This window comes from Vibrio cidicii (assembly GCF_009665415.1).
Lineage (GTDB): Bacteria > Pseudomonadota > Gammaproteobacteria > Enterobacterales > Vibrionaceae > Vibrio > Vibrio cidicii.
On sequence record NZ_CP035921.1, the window covers coordinates 1,584,991 to 1,605,491 of the forward strand.

Genomic DNA, 20,501 nt, shown 5'->3' on the forward strand with positions numbered 1-20,501 from the left:
GTAGCGTAACGCTCACGGAAACCCCAGAGATTGTTGGCTGGCAACGCGCCGTTTAACGCTCAAGTTCGGTCAGTAATTCCTCGATCAATTCGCCCAGCGGTTTCGGTTTGCCGATCACGTAACCTTGGGCATAGTCGACCCCGAGTTCCAGCAACCTGTCTATGATGTCTGGATTTTCGACAAACTCCGCCACCGTCTGCTTTTTCATCTGCTGGGCCAGCTCGTTAATCGCGCGCACCATAATAAGGTCCGTCTCGTTTTCATGCATATCGCGCACGAACATGCCGTCGATTTTGACAATATCCAGCGGCAGCTGGCGCAAGTAACCAAATGAAGAGAGGCCCGAGCCAAAGTCATCCAGCGCGATCAAACAACCCAAAGCTTTGAGCTGGGCAAAAAACTCCATCGCCAGCGCGACGTTTTTCATCGCAGCGGTTTCAGTGATTTCTAAGCACAAGCTTTCGCAAGGAATCACACTGTGCGCCAGACGATCGAGCAAGAATTGAATGAACTCCGGATTCCCCATCGAATGGCCGGAGAGGTTAATCGAGCAGCGCCCCAGACGCGCGACCACCTCTGGCCGCGCTTCCAGCCAATCGAGGGTTTGATTGACCACTTGCTCGTCGATCAGATGGGCGATGTTGTAGCGCTCCGACGCTGGCATAAAAATAGCGGGCGACAGATAACGATTATCACTGTCACGAATGCGCACCAAGATCTCAAAGTGCATTTTTTTACATTCCCGGCTGAGCGGCAAAATGCGCTGGGCGAACAGCTCCAGACGATCGTTGGCCAGCGCATCGTGCACGAGATTGACGCTCTCCATCTCCTGTTGGCGGCGCCGTAACTCTTCACTATCGAGGCTAAACAGTTGATAGCGGTTGCGCCCCAACTCTTTGGCGGCGTGGCAGGCGGTGTCGGCTTGTGCGTGGACCATTTGCGGCGAATCGGCGGTGTGGTCGATCATGCGAATGCCAATCGAGCAGGTGAGGTTGAGGCGCACCGTCTCCCAGACAAACGGCTCGGCCCCTAAGGTGGCGAGAATCGATTTGGCAACACCAATCGCGGTATGCTCATTGCTGTCTTTGAGCAGCACGGCAAATTCGTCGCCGCCAAGGCGCGCCAACACGGCGTTGTGAGGCAACACCTCTTCCAGCATGCTAGCGCAATATTGGATTGCGGCATCTCCCGCATCATGGCCGGCGGTATCATTGAGCACCTTGAGCTGGTCCATGTCGATGTACAACATGGCGTGTACACGGCGATGGCTTTCGACTTCGCCCAGCGAGCGCTTGAGTTCGATTTCAAACTGGTTGCGATTGTAAGTGTCGGTCAACAAATCGTATTTGGCCTGATACTCCAACTGCGTTGCCAACTGTTTGTTGTGCGAAATGTCTTCGCCGACAATCAGCACCTGCCCAGACTCGGTTAACGGGCGAATATTTTCCCGCACCCAGACCGCGTCACCATTGGTATGGCGATACTCAATTTCACGCCGCCACACCCCTTTCATATCCGGATCGGGCTGTAATAGTACTTGGCGCGGGTTCATCGCCTTACTGTCGCAATAGAACTCGTGCAGATGATGGCCGAGCATCGACATTTGTGGATACCCCAACAACTGCTGGGCAAAACGATTGACCTGCTGGATGCGATTGTTGGCATCAAGCGTCACCATCATCACTGGTTGCTGCTCGTAGTAATTACGCAGATTCGATTCGCGCTTGTAGAGTTTATCTTCCATCACTTTACGCGAGGTGATATCGCGCGCTTCAAACAGATAGCGCGGCGCTTTTTTGGCTTGAGAAGAGAAAGGCTTGAGCGACACTTCCAGCACTATCGAACCTTGTTCGGCGCTCCAGATCTCCGCTTCAAAGGTACTCACCATCGACTCCGAAGAGGCAAAATAGCTCGCTAAACGAGCGCCCGATTCGTCTTCCCAATGCTTGTGCTGCCATAAAGGTCTCTCAAGTGGCATGCCCGGATAAAACAGCAGTGTTTGCAGTTGGCTGTTGCTTGATATCAGGCAACCGTGCTGATCCAAAATGCCGATGTACTGCAAGCTTTGGTCGAAAATCGATTCGAGGATCAGTTGACTCTCTCTGGCGAGGCTTTCACTGCGGCGCAAACGGCGCAGATAGGAAACTTGCAACAAAATCACGCCCAGCAGCAGCACAAAGGCGATACCAACCATGCGGAGCTCGCGGCTATAGCGCTCGAAAAACGGCTCCGGTTTATTGAAAAACACCGAGGCAGATTCTCCTTCCACACCGAGCCCCCAGCGTGCGACCGCTTGATAATCGAGACGAATATCTGGCTCTCCCACCCGAACTTTGGGCAGTGGCGCGCTTGGGTTAGCCAGCACGTTGAGTAAAATTTCTCCGGTTTCAAAGCCTTGCTTGTAGCCACTCTGGATAACCCCACCCACCGCGCCATGGCCCACACCGACATCGTGCACCAGATAAATTGGCGAACGGCTCATTTGGTTGAGTTTTTTCCAATCGTCACTGCTGGTCAAATGGCCGCTGATATCGCGATAGTAAGCCCAAAACAGCACCGCATCACTCATGTCCATCCAAGCCGTCTGCTGTGCCAGATCCAGCATGTTATCCGGTACCAAGTGCATCACTTTGTGCTGATAGCGCGGATGCTCGGTGAGAAAACGGTCGATCTGCACACGCAACGCTTTCCCGCTGATGGAGTGATCCGTCACCACATAGATCTGTTTGACTTGCGGCTGCAAACGCTCAATCAGCGCGATGTTGGCGAGTATGTCGGTGTCTTCGGTAAGACCCGTGGCTTTTAAACCTGCATGCAAACTTGGCTGGTAATCATTAATTCCGCCAAAGATCACTGGTGTATCACCAAGCTGCTCGGCAAGGCGCTGCATCAACGCCAACGCGATATTATCGCTGACCACAATCGCGTCGAAATGCTCCTGTTCCAGCTTGGTTTTGTAGAGGGAATAGAGCTGATTGAGAAAACGGGCGCTTTGATTGCGTTTGCTGTCTAAGTAGAGCACGCGCATCGAGATATCACGCTGCTCTAGCTGCTGCGCCAATCCTCGCTGAAACGAGTCAGTCCAGTAAAAGCCTTGATGGTAGGAGTGAACCACCAGCACTTTTTTCTCTTCAGCCGTTGCAAAAGCGCTGCAGCACAGCAGCAGTAAACAGACACAAAAACGCACGCATTCACCTTGTTAATACTGAGACGGTTCAGGTGCAAAGCGCGATTGTGTAAGCTGAGCGACCCTTGTTAGTATTATACCCTCACGGCGGTTAAAAAAGGGACAAAGAATGCAGACAACCAACGCCAAACTGGATGAACTCGACCGAGCGATTTTAAAAACGCTGATGGCGGATGCGAAAACCCCCTACGCCGAGATGGCAAAGCAATTTAATGTCAGCCCAGCCACGATTCACGTGCGCATCGAAAAGATGAAAGCCGCTGAGGTGATTGAAGGGACAGAAGTGATCGTCAATACCAAGAAACTTGGCTATGACGTGTGCTGTTTTATCGGCATTAATCTCAATGCGGCGCGTGATTATCACTCGGCGCTGCAAAAGCTCAACGCCCTTGACGAGGTCGTGGAGGCTTACTACACCACCGGTGCGTACAACATTTTCGTCAAACTGATGTGCAAATCGATTGAAGAGCTGCAATATGTGCTGATCGACAAACTGCAAGCGATCGACGAAGTGCAGTCCACCGAAACCCTCATCTCACTGCAAAATCCGATCAATCGCAACGTCAACCCTTAACGCTGCCGTTCAGCAAAAAACAAGGCCAGCACTGTGGCTGGCCTTGTATCAAGCATTCACGCTTTAGTGATTTACGCGGCAATACCGCAATGACGCAGCAAAGCATCAATTTGTGGTTCACGACCACGGAAGCGTTTGAACAACTCCATTGGCTCTTCGCTGCCGCCCATCTCAAGAATGTTGTGCAGGAAGCTTTGCCCCGTTTCAGAGTTGAAAATGCCTTCTTCTTCAAAACGTGAGAACGCATCGGAAGAGAGCACTTCAGCCCACAGATAGCTGTAGTAACCCGCGCTGTAACCACCGGCGAAAATATGACCGAAGCTGTGGGAGAAGCGAGCCCACTCCACCGCTGGCAGCACCGCCACCTTCTGTTTCACTTGCGCCAGCGTGTCCAGTACACGCGGGCCGACTTCCGGATCGAACTCAGTGTGCAGGGTGAAATCGAACAAACCAAACTCAAGCTGGCGCAAAATCCCCATCGCCGACTGGAAGTTCTTCGCCGCCAACATTTTCTCTAGCATCGCTTTAGGCAGCGGTTCGCCCGTTTCATAGTGGCCTGAGATAAACGCCAGCGCTTCTTCTTCCCAGCACCAGTTTTCGAGGAACTGGCTTGGCAACTCAACCGCATCCCAAGGCACACCATTAATGCCAGAAACCGCGCCGGTACTTACTTGGGTCAACATGTGATGGATGCCGTGACCGAATTCGTGGAACAGCGTGACCACTTCATCGTGAGTAAACAGCGCGGGTTTGTCGCCGATCGGACGGTTGAAGTTACACGTCAGATACGCCACCGGCGTTTGTAGCTCACCTTGCGCGTTAACGCGGCGCACACGACATTCATCCATCCACGCGCCGCCACGTTTGTGTTCACGCGCGTAGAGATCAAGGTAGAAACTGCCGCGCAGCGTACCTTGCGCATCGAAAATATCGAAGAAACGCACCGATTCGTGCCAAACATCCACGCCCTGACGCTCTTGCACGCTCATGCCAAACACGCGCTGGAGCACTTCAAACAGGCCACTGACGGCTTTGGACTCAGGGAAATAAGGACGCAGCTCTTCATCAGAAATTTGGAACAGATGCTGTTTTTGCTTTTCGCTGTAGTAAGCGATGTCCCACACGTTGAGTTCAGACACCCCAAACTCTTGCTCAGCAAACTGACGCAGTTCTTCGACTTCGCGCTCACCTTGCGGCTTGGCTTTGGTGGCCAAATCATTCAAAAAGCCAAGCACTTGCGCTGGGCTCTCGGCCATTTTGGTCGCCAGCGATTTTTCGCTATAAGTGTTAAAACCCAGCATACGGGCAATTTCATAGCGCAGTTTTAACTGCTCGTTGATGATCTCCGTGTTGTCCCACTTACCCGCGTTCGGGCCGCGATCAGAGGCGCGTGTCACATACGCTTCGTAAACTTCACGGCGCAGCGCTTGGTTGTCACAGTAAGTCATCACTGGCAGATACGACGGTACGTCGAGCGTCAGCAGATAGCCATCCAACTCTTTGGCTTCTGCCGCCGCTTTGGCTGCCGCCAGCGCGGATTCAGGCATGCCTGCCAGCTCTTTTTCATCCGTGATGTGCTTGGTCCAGCCCATGGTGGCATCAAGGGTGTTATTGGAGAATTTCGAGCTCAGCTCCGACATGCGTTTGCTGATCTCGCCGTAGCGATGCTGCTCGTCCGCAGGCAAGCCGATGCCCGACAACTCAAAATCACGCAGTGAATCGGTGATGGTTTTCTTCTGCGCTTGCGTCAGTTTTTGATACTCATCGCTGGCTTTAATGGTTTTGTAAGCTTCAAACAGGCCTTTGTGCTGACCGACCCAAGTGCCGTACTCCGACAACATCGGCAAGCAGCTTTCATAGGCATCACGCAGCTCATCGCTGTTCACCACCGAGTTCATATGGCTGACGGGTGACCAAATACGGCTCAGGCGATCATCCACTTCCTCAATCGGCGCAATCACGCTTTCCCAGCACGGATTGCTGTTGTCCGCCAGCACTTGGTCAATCTTGGCGCGGCAATCGGCAATCGCCTGCTCGACCGCAGGTTTCACATGTTCAGGTTTGATTTGAGAAAACGGAGGCAGATCGGTAAATGTAAGTAGTGGATTCGACATATAAATTCCTTTTGTTTGGCTCATAGGCGTGACTTAGGCAGCCGCGCGTCCAACGGGCTGCGCGCTTCCATCGACTGTTTTTCAGCCAACGGCGGTAATACGTACTGCATTATGACACTACATATGAGCAACAGGTTCAGATTTCAATACTATGGAGCAATTTTGTCCGAGCTTAGGCTGAGAGATCCATCAACATCCGCATCACTTGCGTATATAATCACCCTATTCATCCCAGACCACACTCTGCCAAGAGTGTTACGAGAGTGTATTTTGCTGAGTTATCGCCACAGTTTTCACGCTGGCAATCACGCCGACGTGGTAAAGCATATTGTTCAGAGTTTGATTCTGGACGCCTTAAAACAAAAAGACAAACCCTTCGTCTATCACGACACCCATTCCGGCGTGGGTCGCTACGATCTGACGCATGAATGGTCGGAAAAGACTGGCGAATACAAACAAGGCATCGCACGAATTTGGGAGCAAAATAATCTTCCTGAAGATCTCAAAAGCTACCTCGATGCCATCAAGGCACTGAATAACGGCGACAACTTACGTTACTATCCTGGTTCGCCACGCGTGGCGCGTGCTCAGTTGCGCCCGCAAGATCGCATGGTTCTGACGGAGCTCCATCCAAGCGATTACCCGCTCTTGGAACAAGAGTTTCACCGTGATCACCAAGTGAGTATCTACAAAGAAGATGGCTTTTCACGCCTTAAAGCCAGCCTGCCGCCACAAGAGCGCCGCGGTTTGGTGCTGATTGATCCGCCTTACGAGTTAGCCAAAGAGTACCGTGATGTGGTGCAAGCGATTTACCAAAGCCACAAACGTTGGGCGACGGGCATCTACGCGATTTGGTATCCGGTGGTCAATCGCTGCGACATCGATGATATGCTGGAAGGGCTTGAAGGGCTCGGCATTCGCAAAATCTTACAAATTGAGCTCGGCGTGTCACCCGACACCAACGAGCGCGGCATGACGGCATCCGGCATGATCGTGATAAACCCACCGTGGAAGCTGGAAAGCCAGATGCAAGAGATTCTGCCGTTTCTGCAACAAGCCATCGCGCCAGCGACAGGCCACTGGAAAGTCGAATGGGTGGTGCCGGAATAACGGCTGAGCACTCCTCTCTCAGCGCAGCGCCTTAACCGCTGCGCTTTTTTTCACCCAACATCGCCACTTAATCTACCTAATATTCCTTTCGCGCGAGCTTTTCTAACTCTCTCATCGCTATTTGTCATAAGCATCGTCACTTTTTCCCATTAAGCAAATTGCTAGACTCGTTTTATGATAGGGGAAAGCGGTGGCATTGACTTCACAACGCGCCACCCCAATCTATGTTGGGCACTCAAAAAATCAATAAGATCTTGGAGAAAGTAATGGCAACGCATTTTGACTATATCTGTATCGGTGGTGGTAGTGGCGGTATCGCATCAGCCAACCGTGCAGCCATGTATGGCGCGAAAGTGGCGCTGATCGAAGCGAAAGACCTCGGCGGCACCTGTGTCAACGTCGGTTGTGTACCGAAAAAAGTGATGTGGCATGGCGCGCAAATCGCCGAAGCGATGAGCCTTTACGCTCCAGATTACGGCTTCGATGTGGACGTAAAAGGCTTCGACTGGAGCAAACTGGTGGAAAGCCGCCAAGCGTACATTGGTCGTATCCACCAATCTTACGATCGCGTGCTCGGCAACAACAAAGTCAACGTGATTAAAGGCTTCGCGAAATTCATCGATGCGAAAACCGTGGAAGTGAACGGTGAACACTACACCGCGGATCACATCTTGATTGCCGTGGGCGGTCGCCCGACCATTCCAAACATTCCGGGTGCGGAATACGGCATCGATTCCAACGGCTTCTTCGACCTTGCTGAGCAGCCCAAACGTGTTGCTGTGGTCGGCGCGGGTTACATCGCGGTAGAAATCGCTGGCGTACTCAACGCGCTTGGCACCGAAACTCACCTGTTCTGCCGTAAAGAATCACCACTGCGCAGCTTCGACCCAATGATCATCGACACCTTAGTGGAAGTGATGGCGGCAGAAGGCCCAAGACTGCACACCCATAGCGTGCCAAAAGAGGTGGTCAAAGAAACCGATGGCAGCCTAACGCTTCACCTTGAAAACGGTGAAAGCCAAAACGTTGATCAGCTTATCTGGGCAATTGGCCGTCACCCAGCGACTGACGCCATAAACCTCAGCGCAACCGGCGTAGCCACCAACGAGCGCGGCTACATTAAAGTCGATGAGTTCCAAGCCACCAACGTTGCTGGCATTTACTGCGTGGGCGACATTATGGAAGGCGGCATCGAGCTCACCCCAGTTGCGGTGAAAGCGGGTCGTCAGCTTTCTGAGCGTCTGTTTAACAACAAGCCCAACGCGAAGATGGATTACGAGTTGGTGCCAACCGTAGTGTTCAGCCACCCACCAATCGGCACCATCGGCCTGACCGAACCAGAAGCAATCGCTAAATATGGCGAAGAGAACGTAAAAGTGTACCAATCTGGCTTTACCGCAATGTACACCGCGGTGACGCAACACCGTCAACCATGCAAGATGAAACTGGTATGCGCAGGCGAAGATGAGAAAGTGGTTGGCCTACACGGCATCGGTTTCGCGGTAGACGAAATGATCCAAGGCTTCGGCGTGGCGATGAAGATGGGCGCCACCAAAGCCGATTTCGACTCAGTTGTGGCTATCCATCCAACCGGTTCAGAAGAGTTCGTTACCATGCGCTAAGGCGCCCCAAAAACATAACCGCGGGCAAACTTACCTGCCCGCGGTCATTTGCTTCCACCTCACAACCACAAGGTCATTCTTGCTGGATCGGTGCTTCTAAACCATAAGATTCATAGATACGAGTGACTTCTCCTGAGCGTCGCATCTCCAATAAAATCGCTTCTAATTGATCTATGTATTGATAATTCGCAGAGCGCTTAGGGACACTAAAAAACCGCCCATTCAGCGACACGTCTTTGTAGGCGATTTTTCTCAACTCCGGATCGCTGTCAAACACCTCCAAACCATGCTGCTCTGAAGTGATAACCAGATCCAACCGACCCGCCTTGAGCATGTTGATCAATTGATCACCCTTGGTGACAAAGTTTGTGCGCAACTTATCCACATTTTGATTAAATTGCGAACTATAGAAACTGCCATTGAGCGCACCAATCACATACCCTTTACTGACGATTTCATCAAAATCTTGCGCATCGATATCAGAGTCTTTACGAGTGAAGTAAAACACTTCTCTTTTTCCGTAGCCCATCAAGAGAGGATGTAAGTACGCCTCACGCTCTTCATTCATCGAATGCAAAGGGATGATGTCAACACCACCTTGTGGAGCAACACCAATGGTTCTCGCCCAAGGCGCTTTGGTCCATTCGATTTGATGACCCATTTTACTGATGGCTTGAGTGATCACATCCCCACCCGGCCCTTTGCACTGACCCTCTTCGTAATAAAGAAAAGGGAGCCTGTCTCGACAATGTCCTTGCCAAGTGACACTGGCCCACAGTGGTGTTGAAAAAAATAATCCTAACCACCCCAACATTAATAATTTAACGGTTCGACTCATGCGAATTCCTCCAGCTAGTCACGGGTAAACGCAGAATCCATCACTGGACTTGGTCTATGTGTTTGCTACTCCTTCATAAGTTTTGCCCAAGTTTGATAAAGTGCAACGGCGGGTAGCCAGTCTGCTTTTTGAAAAAGGCGATAAAGGCGCTGTCTGAGGCAAACTCCAGCCAATACGCCACATCGGTGACACACAGGCCTGACGAAAGCAGTTCGATTGATTTGAGCAAGCGCCACTGCTGGCGCCACTCTTGATACGACATGCCCGTGTCGCTTTGAAACATTCGTGTGACGGTTTTGCTACTCAGGCCAACACGCTCGGCCAGCTCAGATGCTGAGGGCGCTAAAAAAGTATCTTGGGTCATCGCGGCGCGAAACGGTTGTAACCGGGCATCTTGTGGCAAGGGGAGCTGGAAAAAGTGGCGTTTGGCGCTCGCGAACTCTTCCCAAAACAGCGCGACGGTATTGCGCATCTCTGCTTCTGCTTTGTCCCACGGCCAAAACGCCATGCGTTCAATCAACGCTTGTAATAGTGGGTTAACATCGATCATCACCAACTCCACCGGCGCCGTGAACTGGCGACAATCAAAATAGAGCGAGCGATAGGCCACCACATTGGTCATCACCGCGCGATGAGATAGGTTGGGCGGGATCCACACGGCTTTGGTCGGCGGCAAAGTACAGAGCGAATGGTCCAGTATAAAAGTCATGCAGCCTTTCGGCGCGTAAAGCAACTGCCCTTTGCTGTGTTGATGCATGCCGGAATCGTGCTGGCCGATCTCAGAGGCGATCCCAATAACGCTGGCGGGCAACGCATCGGCGTCAAATTGGGTTGCTGGGGTAATCACTGCCATAATGTCTCTTACCATCCGTATTCACATCCAGCCATCTTCGCCTGTCCGAATGTTGATGTTTTCATTCTTAATGTCGTTAACTTACCCAATATCATGGCAGATATACTCACCGCGAACAAAACAAAGGTGAGAATCGCAATGAAAGCAAAACCCTCTCTTGGCTTAATGGTCGTGATGCTGATGTTTCCGCAAATTGTCGAAACCATTTACAGCCCCGCCTTAGGCTCGATTGCACGGACATTTAGCGTCTCTTACGCGCAAGCGGCGCAAACTCTCTCGATCTATTTTGGCGCGTTTGCACTCGGCGTCGCAGTGTGGGGCATTTTGGCTGATCAATGGGGAAGACGCCCCACCATGTTACTGGGCTTGTTGATCTACGCTGCCAGTGCGTTTGCCGCGATGTACACCGACAGCTTTACCGTTTTAATGTTGGCGCGCGCTTGCAGTGCGTTTGGTATCGCTGTCGGCTCGGTCGTGACCCAAACGATGTTGCGTGATTGTTTTACTGGCGCGGAGCTTGGCAAAGTCTTCAGCTTAATGGGCTTAGGGATTTCCATCAGCCCGGTGATCGGCATGTTTAGCGGCGGGCAACTCGCCCAGCTTGGCGGCCATGCGGCGGTCTTTCTGGCTCTGTTTGTCTTGGCGCTTGCCTTGTTGCTCTACAACTTCGTCAAATTGCCAGAAACCCAGCAAAGCAAACATCCCCTTGCACTGGGTGCATTGAGCAGACGTATGGTCAAAGATGCGCACATCTGGCGTTCGGCCTTCTTGGTGGCGCTGTATAACATTGCCCTGTTCTCTTACTACCAACTCGGCGCTTTTGCATTTGCCACGCTCGGTTACTCCGCCGAACAGTTCGGCTACAGCGGTCTCGTGCTTGGGCTCGGCTCATTACTTGGAAGCTATGTGAATAAAAGCTTGTTGGCCAAAAACATGTCACAGCAGAGCTTATTGAAAGCCGCGTCACTGCTTTTGACGCTCGGCGCTATTGCAGTTTACGCGTTACAGGCGTCGATCTGGTTTGTCGCCCCGATGCTGTTAGTGGTGATGGCGTTTGGCATAGCCATTCCGAATGTGCTGAGTATGGCGTTACCACAATACAAAACGCAGGCAGGCAGTGCTGGCGCGCTATTTGGCTTGATGTATTACCTGTTGATCGGCGCTGGCTTAGCCATCGCGGCGCTCGTCGGCCACCTTGGCTGGGTGCTTATCACGTGCGGCTGCGCCACTGTACTGCTGACTCTATCGGGTAAAACGAAGGGCTAACTCCGCTAATATACAAAAGGCCATCAAACGATGGCCTTTTGCGTTATGGCGCACTATTTTTTACTTCACCGCGCGAACCAGTTCGGCGATGCCGTCCCAGTCGCCGTTGTCCATCATGGCGGTTGGCACCATCCACGTGCCACCACAGGCAACAACCGATTTCAGCGCTAGGTAATCTGCCACGTTAGATGGGCTGACGCCACCAGTTGGCATAAATTCCACAGGGTAAACCGCGGTTAGTGCTTTAAGCATGTTGACACCGCCTGATGGCTCTGCTGGGAAGAACTTCAGGGTACGCAGCCCCATTTCCATCGCTTGTTCCACTAGGCTTGGGTTGTTAACGCCCGGTACGATGGTCACACCGCGTTGCTGACAGTATTTCACTGTGGTTGGGTTAAAGCCGGGGCTGACAATAAAATCCACCCCCGCTTCGATGGCAATGTCCACTTGCTCCGTGGTCAGCACCGTACCTGCGCCAATCAGCAAATCAGGGTACGCTTCACGCATCAGACGAATCGATTCTGCCGCTGCCTCGGTGCGGAATGTCACTTCCGCACAAGGTAAACCGTTTTCTACCAACACTTTCGCGAGTGGCAAGGCGTGTGCTACATCGTTGATAGCGATAACTGGGACGATTTTGATCTCTCTTAATCGTTGTTCAAGTGTTTTCATCAATCACCTCTAAAGAATAAAGCTCAATGCTGCAACGATAATAAAGGCGATACCACCAAGTAACGTTTCCATTACCGTCCAAGTTTTTAAAGTGGTTTTCTCGTCCATTTCCATCAAGCGGGAAACCAACCAGAAACCGGAGTCGTTAAAGTGAGACAGCACCGTCGCGCCACCAGCAATGGCGATCACGATAAAGCACAGATCCAGTTCGCTCAAGCCTGTTGTTGCCGCGACCACAGGCGCAATCAGTGCCGCCGTCGTCGTTAGCGCCACAGTGGCCGAACCCTGCGCGACGCGCAAGCAAGTGGAGATGACAAACGCGGCCACAATCACCGGCATGCCAGTATCGGTCAGCACGTTGGCCAGCGCATCACCAATACCACTGGCGCGCAACACACCGCCAAACATGCCGCCCGCGCCTGTCACGAGGATCACACCACAAATCGGCGCGAGTGAATCGCCGCACAGCTTTTCCAACTTCGCCATGCCGTAATCTTTGGCAAACGCCAACAGACACACCACCAAGGTGATGAGCAGCGCCACCGGCGTTTTACCCAGCATGCGTAAAAACGCCACCAAGGGTGTTTTACCGTCGATAACGCCCGCCACTGCCAGCGTGTTTAAGCCGGTATCCAAGCAGATCAGTAATACGGGCAGCACTAAGATGGTCATTACCGTGGCAAATTTTGGCAATTTGCTTTCATCGACAATCGCATCGCTGTTAAAAAAAGCTTTTGACAGCGGAATGTCGAATTTTTTGCCAGCATATAGACCAAACAAGTAGGCACCAAGATACCAAGTCGGAATCGCGACCAAGATCCCAACCACCAGCAACAGGCCGATGTTCGCGCCGAGAAACTCCGCCGCCGCCACTGGGCCCGGGTGCGGCGGCACAAACGCATGCATCACCGCAAATGCGCCCGCAGAGGGCAAGGCATATTTCAGCGGTGAGCCGCCAAAGCGTTTGGCCACACTGAAGATGATCGGCATCATCACCACAAGGCCAGCGTCAAAAAAGATCGGGAAACCAAACAGCAGCGAAGCAACCCCCAGTGCAAGCGGCGCACGCTCTTTGCCAAAGCGACCGATCATGGTGTCGGCCAGCACTTTCGCCCCGCCCGTCACTTCCAAAATTTTGCCAATCATGGCGCCAAGGCCAACAAGCAGCGCCACAGAGGCCAGTGTGCCGCCAAAGCCTCCCAGCATGGTGGGCACTACTTTGTCTGCCGTGACGCCAGTGGCGATGGCTGTCGCCAAACTGACGGTAATCAGAGAGACAAAAGCGTGCACTCTGAGTTTGATGATAAGGAGAAGCAAGGCGGCAATCGCCAGCGCTGCAACGGTTAAAAGATACGTAGGATCAGGGGTTTGGGCTAGCTGTTCCATAGGTTCACCTTTACGAATTATAGTTTGTGTTGTGGTTCACATTTATTGAAGTTACCGGTAACATGTTACCGATAACATGAATAAGATAAACCCATATTTCCAAGTGAATTTCAATTTTGAGATCACGCGCAAGTTTAGTTATGAGGGCAAATTATGGCGGGTAGTAGTGTCATTGTGATGGGTGTCTGCGCGAGCGGTAAAACCACCATCGGTGAGCTTTTGGCGAAAAAACTGGGGCGTAAATTCATTGACGGCGACGATCTTCATCCTCGCGCTAACATTCAGAAAATGGCCTCTGGTCAGCCGCTGAACGATGACGACCGCACGCCATGGCTGGAGCGCATTCGTGATGCGGCGTATAGCTTAGAGAGCAAAAATGAACACGGCGTGATTGTCTGCTCGGCGCTGAAAAAGTGTTACCGCGACCAGATCCGCGATGGCAACCGTAACGTGACGTTTCTGTTTCTCGACGGCGATAAGGCGCTGATTTTAGAGCGTATGCGCCAGCGCCAAGGCCATTTTATGAAAGAGAACATGGTCAACAGCCAGTTTGCCACCTTAGAGCGCCCGGACGATGAGCCGCAAACCCTGATTGTTTCTATCGACGCGCCCATCGAACAGGTGGTGGAAGAAGCCGCCGCCGCATTGATCGCACAAAGCGAGGTCACCTTATGACTCATCCGGTTATTCTTGCGGTCACCGAACGCCTCTCAAAGCGCAGCGCGCAAAGCCGTGCGGCATTTTTAGCCCGCACCGCGCAACAGGCACAACATGGCAAAGCGCGCGCTCATCTATCTTGCGGCAATTTGGCCCACGCGGTCGCGGCGTCTTGCTCGGCCGAAAAGCAGAGCATTCTCAACTTCACCCACGCCAATATCGCCATCATCAACGCTTACAACGACATGTTGAGCGCGCATCAGCCTTATCAATTCTATCCCGCGCAAATCAAAGCCGCGCTGGCTCCATACGGCCACACGGCGCAAGTAGCGGGCGGCGTGCCTGCAATGTGCGATGGCGTGACCCAAGGCCAGCCGGGGATGGACTTGTCGCTCTTTTCGCGTGATCTGATCGCGCAATCCACAGCCCTCTCTTTGAGCCACAATGTGTTTGACGCCACCTTGCTGCTCGGCATTTGCGACAAAATTGCCCCCGGACAACTGATGGGCGCACTCGCTTACGCACACTTGCCTACCGCGTTTGTGCCAGCGGGGCTCATGGCAACGGGCATCAGCAATGAAGAAAAAGTCGATATTCGCCAAAAATACGCCGCGGGTGACGTGGGCAAAGAGGCGCTGCTCGATATGGAGTGTCGCGCCTATCACTCCGTCGGCACCTGTACCTTCTACGGCACCGCCAACACCAACCAACTGGTGTTTGAGGCGATGGGATTGATGTTACCCGGCTCGGCGTTTATCCATCCAAACTCCGAGCTCCGACACGCGCTGACTGAACATGCAGCGATCAAAATTGCGGCCATGACCGCCGGCTCTGCCCACTATCGCCCGCTGGCTGAAGTGGTCACTGAAAAAAGCCTGATCAACGGCATTGTCGCCCTACTTGCTTCCGGTGGTAGCACCAACCACACCATTCACATGCTGGCGGTGGCGCGCGCTGCCGGACTGGCGCTGACGTGGCAGGACATCAGTGATTTGTCAGACGTGGTGCCACTGCTAGCACGCGTATACCCGAACGGCCCGGCGGATATGAACGCCTTCCAGCAAGCGGGTGGCGTGCCTGCACTGCTGCATCGCTTGAATGAATCGGCTCTGCTGCATCGTGATGCCAAGCCGGTATTTGGCGAGTTCGAAGACCAAATGAACCTACCAAACCTCGTCGACGGTAAGCTTGTTTGGACACCATGTGAGGGTACGTTCGATAGCCATGTGATCGCCGACAAAGGCTGCGTTTTCCAGTCTACAGGCGGTACAAAAGTGCTGACTGGCAATTTGGGCAAAGCGGTGGTGAAAGTCTCTGCGGTGAAAGAAGAGCAGCGCGTAATTGAAGCGCCAGCGCTGGTGTTCCAGTGCCAGCATGAGGTGGAAGCGGCTTATAAGCGCGGTGAGCTCAACCGAGATTGCATCGTGGTGGTGACGCACAATGGCCCAGCGGCAAATGGTATGCCAGAGCTGCACAAGCTGATGCCAATTCTCGGCAATGTGCAAAAGGCGGGCTTTAAAGTGGCGCTGGTCACCGATGGCCGACTCTCGGGCGCGTCGGGCAAAATTCCATCGGCCATTCACGTCTCTCCAGAAGCGATACGTGGCGGAGCAATTGGTTTAGTGCGTGATGGTGATTGGCTACGTCTCGACTGCCAAACGGGCGAGCTTAATAATCTCAGCGACACAACAGGTCGCTGCGTGCTTGAAATCGATACAGAGGCAAGCCAGCAAACTTGGGGACGCCATCTGTTTCAGGTGATGCGCCAGCATGTCAGCAGCGCCGATCAAGGGGCGAGTTTTATCGTCTGATCAACAAGGGCGCGTTCATCGCGCCCTTGGTTTTAATCACATCGACCGAGTTACACACTCTCGCCAGCGGTAATTTTGTAGCCCATATCCACCACGCTTTGCTCGGGCTGCTCTCCACGCAAACGCGCCAACAGCAGCTCGGCACTTTTCTCGCCGATCTGAAAACGAGGCGTATCGACACTGGTCAGTTTCGGGCTGATGGTTTGGCCGATATCGAGCGCGTTATACCCAACCACCGCCAACTGCGCAGGCACGGCAATACCGCGCTGCTGAGCCACCAGCAGCGTGCCGATGGCAATGTCATCGTTGGTACAAAACACCCCATCGAGCGTCGGCATAATGGCCAGCGCGCGTTGCAGCAACTCATCGGCGAGAGAAAAGCTGGAGTGATCGCCCGTGAGAACGTGTTGTGGAATCAAGCCTGCTTCGAGCATGGCGCGATCATAACCTTGCATGCGCAGCTTAGTGCGCGTGTCTAAACGCGCGCCAAAATAGGCGATGTGCCGCTTACCCGAGGCAATCATGCGCTTCACCACCTGATACGACGCCTCAATGTGATCCAACCCGACCGCCATATCAATCGGTTGGCTCGGCAGCTCCATGGTTTCCACCACGGGAATGCCGGCGTTTTTGATCATCTGCAAGGTACGTTCGGTGTGGTGGCTCTCGGTCAAAATCAGCCCATCCACCTGATAAGAGAGCAGCGAGGCAATTTTGCGCTCTTCCTCTAACTCGTCATAGCTAAAGTGGGCCAACAGCGTCTCGTAGCCGTGCGCTTTGGTGACGGTTTCAATTCCTTGCACAAAAGAGGCAAAAATCTGGTTGGACAAAGAGGGCAGCAGAATGCCAATTGCGCGGCTGGACGATTTGGACAGCATCGCTGGGGCGCGGTTTTCGATGTAACCGAGCTCCTCAATCACCGCGGCAATTTTCTCGCGGGTCTTTTCCGCGACCGACTGCGGATTGCGCAGATAGCGCGAAACGGTCATTTTGGTCACGCCCACTTGGTCGGCGACATCTTGTAAAGTCGTGCGTGCTTTTTTGCTGCTGGGCGCGGCAGAGGTATGTTGAGGCATAAAACGCTTTTTATCAGTAATGTTACGTGTAACATTATGACCCGTCTGCGGCACAGGCACAACCAGTCGACACGGCTAAAAGCCGACTAAAGTGATTTTGCCTTGCGCCATTTGCTGCAACTGGCAGGAAAAATCGACCCGCTTGTCGGCTTCCTTATTAAACAGCACTTTGAGTTTATCAAACGCTTGCGGCGCAAAACTGACGCTTTTGAGCCGCAGACTTTTGCGCGTCAAGCTGTCGAGAAACGCTAACGAGGATTTATCCAGCACCCGCTGGCAGGTGTCGAGTATCGCTTTGCTGACCATCTTTTTGTGCACCGCTTGGCTTAGCTGCTCGGGCGAAATATGCGGATTGGCCGACGCCAGCACGCACACCGCGTAAATATCAAGCACGGCTACGGCGCGCGGTTTTTGCGTTTCCCCATCTTCGTAAATGGCGATCAGACACGGCACCTTGCTGTCATCAAACTGCTGCAAGCGAATATTGTTCAGTTCAATCTCGCTGTGCACCACCTTTTTCAGCAGCTTTTCCAGTTGGCTGAGCTTGGGAAGCGCCAACTCTTTTTGCACTTCCACCAAAGCATCCAGCGCTTTTTCACTCTCTTCCGCCCCTTGCACTAAAGGCAGCAGTTTGCGGTGCAGCGCTTCATCATCAAACGGTTTGCTCAACACAAAACTGGCACCGGCGGCTTTGGCCTGAGCGATTTGCGCCTCATCATCCACAGTGGTGATCATGGCGATTTTGATCTGCGGGTAGCGCTGCGACACCGTTTCCACCAGCGCCAAGCCCGTCATATCCGGCATGTGCCAGTCGGTCAGCACTATGTCTGGCTGCCATTGTTCGATCGTCTCCAGCGCTTGTGTCGCGCTGTTGGTCTTTTCAATCGACAAGCGACGATAACCAAAACTTTGCAGCGCTTTGCGCACAATTTCTAACGTTGCCCTGCTGTCATCGACTATCAGTATCTTCACCTTACCGCCAGCTCCACTGCGAAAACTGTTTAAATTATAGGCACAAAAATCGCTAGCATCTAAACTTAGCCATACCACTAGTCATAAAGTTGATTATCTATGTCTTTGGAATTGCTGCTAAATGAACTTGGCCCCGATCTGTTGATGACCCTCGCCATCAATCTCGGCTTGCTGATCTTGCTGCTGTGGTTTGTCATTCTCTGGCTGATGCTGCGCGAGTTTCGCCAAGCGATTGGCTCCTCAACCCAAAGTGGTGCACTCAGTCAATCAGCTCAAGCGCTGTGCGAAGAGTCGGTCAATCACGCGCTCAACTACAGCAATGAAAACCGCGAAACCTTAAATGCGCTGGTGCAAATCCAACAGGCTTTGGAGCAACAGGTCGCTGAGATCCGCGCTGCGAGCAGCGGCCACAGCCGTGAAGAGCAAGCGTCGATTGAGCTGCTCAATCAGAAACTGTCCAAATCGCACCAACTCATCCGCAAGCTGAAAGGTGATCTGGATAAAAGTACCCGAGGGCTACGTAAAGCCAAAAATATCCTGCTGGAGCAGAATGATACCGTCGCCGGGCTACGCCAGCAGAAAGAAGCGATCGAAAAGCAGTTTGAGCAGCTGGAGCGTGAATACATCATGATCAGCGAAAGCGGCGGATTTCAGGACATAGAGCAGAACTTTGCCAAAGAGAAAGAGCAACTTTTGGCCACCATTGAAAACTATAAGCGCCAGTTAGCCAACCAAACGGCTTCAGCGCCGCAAGCGTCAGAGCTGAATGAGCTCAAGCAGCAACTGGCCGCCAGCCAAAAACAGTTGCTACATTTAGGGCGAGAGAAAGCTTTTATCGAGAAGAAGTATTTGGAGCTCAGTGATTCTCAGTCATCGGATGCCAATTAAGTGCCAAACTTGCCACAGTCAGCGATTAACACCATGATTATTTTATGAGAATGCTATCTCATAAATAAGAAAAATATCACATATATTACAAATTTCTTATAGACTTACGGCGAATTAAACAAGAATTAGAAACGTACAGTGCAGTTAGGTTCCAGTACCACGCAGGTTTTCTATCATCTGCTGGATCTCGATGACAATCAGAAACAAGACTTTCTTCAAAAGCTCAAACAGAGTTCGCTTGAGTTGTATCAGAGCGTCATGCCTTTGCTCGAAGCCGACGGACAAGAGCCCTTCACGCAATTGCTGGGGTTTCACGCTCAGCAAGCAACCCACGCAACACTGGATCTCTCCGGTCACCTGATCGACAAATACCAGCTCACTCACGAGCTCGGTCGTGGCGGAATGGGGGTGGTGTACGCGGCGTATCGCGCCGATCAAACCTTCGAGCAGCAACTGGCGATCAAGTTCATTCAACCGACCTTAAGCAACATTTTGGGCACTCGGGCGCTATTTGATGAAGCGCAGCTTTTGGCGCGACTCAATCACCCGTGCATCGCTAAGGTGTTTGACGGCGGCATGCATCAGGATTCGGTTTACATCGTGATGGAACGGGTCGAAGGGGTGACGCTTGAGCGCTTTTTGCAGCAAAACTCGCTTAGTAAGGCGCAAAAACTGACCCTGTTTCGCCACATCTGCCAAGCCATTGAGCATGCCCATCAAAATCAGGTTCTGCACGCCGATTTAAAGCCAGAAAACATTCTCATCGATAAAGACCAGCGACCTAAACTGCTCGATTTTAACTTAACGCAAAAAGTGTATCCTCCGGCCTGCGGCGAAGGGCAGCTCGGCCTGCTCGCCTACAGCGAACATTACGCCAGCCCAGAGCAGAAAGCGGGCGCGTATCTCACCCAGCAAAGCGACCTCTATTCGCTGGGCAAAATTTTGCAGCTGCTTTTCCCCGCGCAGCCCAAGCACTCGGATCTTCGTTTGATTGGCGACAAAGCGACCGCGCAACGCACCGCAGAGCGCTATCTCAGCGTCAGCGAGCTGCGCCACGACATCGAAAATGTGCTGGCGTGCCGCCCCATTTCGCTCAAACTGCATAACCCTTTTTACACCACGCGCCGCCTGTTGCAGCGCCGCCCTATCCCTTCACTGTTAATCATCTTGCTGCTGATTTCGGGGGTGAGCTTCACCAGCACTTTAATGGCGAAAAACCGTCAATTGCATCAAGAAAAATTGATCGCTGAAGAGATGATGTACGAAGTGACCAGTTTGATGTTTCACAGCAAGGGCAACGACGCGACGGAGCTGTCGGTCAACGCCATGCTGGAGATGACGCGGCGACGGATTCTCTCCAACCCTGAGATCCCCAAACACATCAAACAGAAGATGCTGCTGGCGATGCTCACTCCGGTGCCGAAAAAACAGAGTGTTGACGCCACCCGCACTGAAACTCACAAATAAGTAGTACT

Annotated in this window: 16 protein-coding genes; 8 read left to right on the forward strand and 8 right to left on the reverse strand. The window is 52.7% G+C overall.

Annotated features, from left to right (window positions below; all coding sequences use genetic code 11):
• Positions 1–52: 52 nt before the first annotated feature.
• The gene (locus tag EWA64_RS08200; RefSeq protein ID WP_061893734.1) at positions 53–3,187 is read right to left on the reverse strand and encodes an EAL domain-containing protein; all 3,135 of its coding nucleotides are present in this window, start codon (positions 3,185–3,187) and stop codon (positions 53–55) included.
• A 109-nt stretch (positions 3,188–3,296) separates the two neighbouring features.
• On the opposite strand from EWA64_RS08200, the gene asnC reads away from it, so the two are divergent.
• Positions 3,297–3,761, forward strand: a complete 465-nt coding sequence (asnC, locus tag EWA64_RS08205) for a transcriptional regulator AsnC (protein ID WP_039422561.1) — start codon at positions 3,297–3,299, stop codon at positions 3,759–3,761.
• Between the two features lie 71 nt (positions 3,762–3,832).
• On the opposite strand, the gene prlC is transcribed toward asnC, so the two are convergent.
• On the reverse strand, positions 3,833–5,875 hold the full coding sequence (gene prlC, locus EWA64_RS08210) for an oligopeptidase A (protein ID WP_061893733.1): 2,043 nt from the start codon (positions 5,873–5,875) through the stop codon (positions 3,833–3,835).
• Positions 5,876–6,145: 270 nt separating this feature from the next.
• Between prlC and EWA64_RS08215 the strand changes: the two genes are divergently transcribed.
• Positions 6,146–6,985, forward strand: a complete 840-nt coding sequence (locus EWA64_RS08215) for a 23S rRNA (adenine(2030)-N(6))-methyltransferase RlmJ (protein WP_061893732.1) — start codon at positions 6,146–6,148, stop codon at positions 6,983–6,985.
• 266 nt (positions 6,986–7,251) lie between these two features.
• On the forward strand, positions 7,252–8,607 hold the full coding sequence (gorA, locus tag EWA64_RS08220; protein WP_061893789.1) for a glutathione-disulfide reductase: 1,356 nt from the start codon (positions 7,252–7,254) through the stop codon (positions 8,605–8,607).
• Positions 8,608–8,680: 73 nt separating this feature from the next.
• On the opposite strand, the gene EWA64_RS08225 is transcribed toward gorA, so the two are convergent.
• Both EWA64_RS08225 and EWA64_RS08230 read right to left on the reverse strand, forming a co-directional pair.
• Positions 8,681–9,445 (reverse strand): substrate-binding periplasmic protein, encoded by a 765-nt coding sequence (locus EWA64_RS08225; RefSeq protein WP_061893731.1) that lies wholly within the window; start codon positions 9,443–9,445, stop codon positions 8,681–8,683.
• Positions 9,446–9,518: 73 nt separating this feature from the next.
• On the reverse strand, positions 9,519–10,298 hold the full coding sequence (locus EWA64_RS08230; protein ID WP_061893730.1) for an AraC family transcriptional regulator: 780 nt from the start codon (positions 10,296–10,298) through the stop codon (positions 9,519–9,521).
• Between the two features lie 138 nt (positions 10,299–10,436).
• Between EWA64_RS08230 and EWA64_RS08235 the strand changes: the two genes are divergently transcribed.
• Positions 10,437–11,564 carry an MFS transporter gene (locus tag EWA64_RS08235; protein ID WP_061893729.1) on the forward strand — a complete coding sequence of 376 codons (1,128 nt, stop codon included), beginning with the start codon at positions 10,437–10,439 and terminating at the stop codon, positions 11,562–11,564.
• A 60-nt stretch (positions 11,565–11,624) separates the two neighbouring features.
• On the opposite strand, the gene EWA64_RS08240 is transcribed toward EWA64_RS08235, so the two are convergent.
• On the reverse strand, positions 11,625–12,236 hold the full coding sequence (locus EWA64_RS08240; RefSeq protein WP_061893728.1) for a bifunctional 4-hydroxy-2-oxoglutarate aldolase/2-dehydro-3-deoxy-phosphogluconate aldolase: 612 nt from the start codon (positions 12,234–12,236) through the stop codon (positions 11,625–11,627).
• A 9-nt stretch (positions 12,237–12,245) separates the two neighbouring features.
• Positions 12,246–13,622, reverse strand: a complete 1,377-nt coding sequence (locus EWA64_RS08245) for a GntP family permease (RefSeq protein WP_061893727.1) — start codon at positions 13,620–13,622, stop codon at positions 12,246–12,248.
• 153 nt (positions 13,623–13,775) lie between these two features.
• Between EWA64_RS08245 and EWA64_RS08250 the strand changes: the two genes are divergently transcribed.
• Entirely contained in the window at positions 13,776–14,297 is a 522-nt protein-coding gene (locus EWA64_RS08250) for a gluconokinase (protein ID WP_061893726.1), read from the forward strand.
• Entirely contained in the window at positions 14,294–16,090 is a 1,797-nt protein-coding gene (edd, locus tag EWA64_RS08255) for a phosphogluconate dehydratase (protein ID WP_061893725.1), read from the forward strand. The genes EWA64_RS08250 and edd overlap by 4 nt, the downstream gene beginning before the upstream one ends.
• A gap of 50 nt (positions 16,091–16,140) precedes the next feature.
• On the opposite strand, the gene EWA64_RS08260 is transcribed toward edd, so the two are convergent.
• Both EWA64_RS08260 and EWA64_RS08265 read right to left on the reverse strand, forming a co-directional pair.
• Positions 16,141–17,166: a substrate-binding domain-containing protein gene (locus EWA64_RS08260; RefSeq protein ID WP_061893724.1), complete on the reverse strand. Its 1,026-nt coding sequence runs from the start codon at positions 17,164–17,166 to the stop codon at positions 16,141–16,143.
• A 75-nt stretch (positions 17,167–17,241) separates the two neighbouring features.
• Entirely contained in the window at positions 17,242–18,138 is an 897-nt protein-coding gene (locus EWA64_RS08265; RefSeq protein WP_039439149.1) for a response regulator, read from the reverse strand.
• 99 nt (positions 18,139–18,237) lie between these two features.
• On the opposite strand from EWA64_RS08265, the gene EWA64_RS08270 reads away from it, so the two are divergent.
• Together EWA64_RS08270 and EWA64_RS08275 are read left to right on the forward strand one after the other, a co-directional pair.
• Positions 18,238–19,026, forward strand: coding sequence for a hypothetical protein (locus EWA64_RS08270; RefSeq protein ID WP_061893723.1), 789 nt, complete (start codon positions 18,238–18,240; stop codon positions 19,024–19,026).
• A gap of 138 nt (positions 19,027–19,164) precedes the next feature.
• Complete coding sequence (locus EWA64_RS08275) at positions 19,165–20,493, forward strand: serine/threonine-protein kinase (protein WP_061893722.1); 1,329 nt, start codon at positions 19,165–19,167, stop codon at positions 20,491–20,493.
• Positions 20,494–20,501: the final 8 nt, after the last annotated feature.